At 27.0% G+C, this 559-nt stretch carries 1 protein-coding gene; it reads right to left on the bottom strand.

Annotation, left to right across the window (positions count from 1 at the left end):
• Positions 1-61: 61 nt before the first annotated feature.
• Positions 62-472, bottom strand: coding sequence for a DUF4181 domain-containing protein (locus KW93_RS13585; RefSeq protein ID WP_033543576.1), 411 nt, complete (start codon positions 470-472; stop codon positions 62-64).
• Positions 473-559 lie beyond the last annotated feature (87 nt).

Raw genomic sequence — 559 nt, 5'->3', positions numbered from 1 at the left:
CAATAAGTTACATTCGTACTTGTGGTTTTATAAAAGCTATGTATGTTCAGATACAATATTTTCAAGTGGTGAAAAAGTTAAGTAAGTCAAAATGAAATATTATAATCAAGGCTATTACGAATAATGACATTTCACTGATAGTTAGAATAGCTTGCTTCGGATTTTGCGAGTATTTCCATTCAAAAATTGCTCTAACTAAGTAATCTGCCATTGTGAGAAAGATCAATAAAATCAAATAAAGAGTTACTGGAAACTCTTTAAAAATCACCAAGTACATGATGATTATACTTAAAAGCATGAATCCAATTCTTACAAACCGATCAACCTTTTTGTGTAAATCATTTATGTGATTGTATGAGAAAATACTCTTTTTTTCTTTTTCAATTTTAAATACTTTTCTTAGAAAAAAATTCAAACCAGAAATTAGCAGAAATAAAACAAAAAATATTATGGCAAGTTTCAACCAGAACATAACCAACCTCCTCTTATAATTTATTTATATAGTTTTGAAATTAGCTTTTTTAGCAACTGAATGTAACTTAACTGCACTTAAGTTACA

Source organism: Planococcus sp. CAU13 (genome assembly GCF_000775575.1).
Lineage (GTDB): Bacteria > Bacillota > Bacilli > Bacillales_A > Planococcaceae > Planococcus.
This window is presented reverse-complemented; position numbering and strand designations above follow the sequence as displayed.

What these genes read in the sequence shown, in the direction of transcription:
- KW93_RS13585 (WP_033543576.1), bottom strand. Translation starts at nt 472, where the DNA reads ATGTTCTGGTTGAAACTTGCCATAATATTTTTTGTTTTATTTCTGCTA.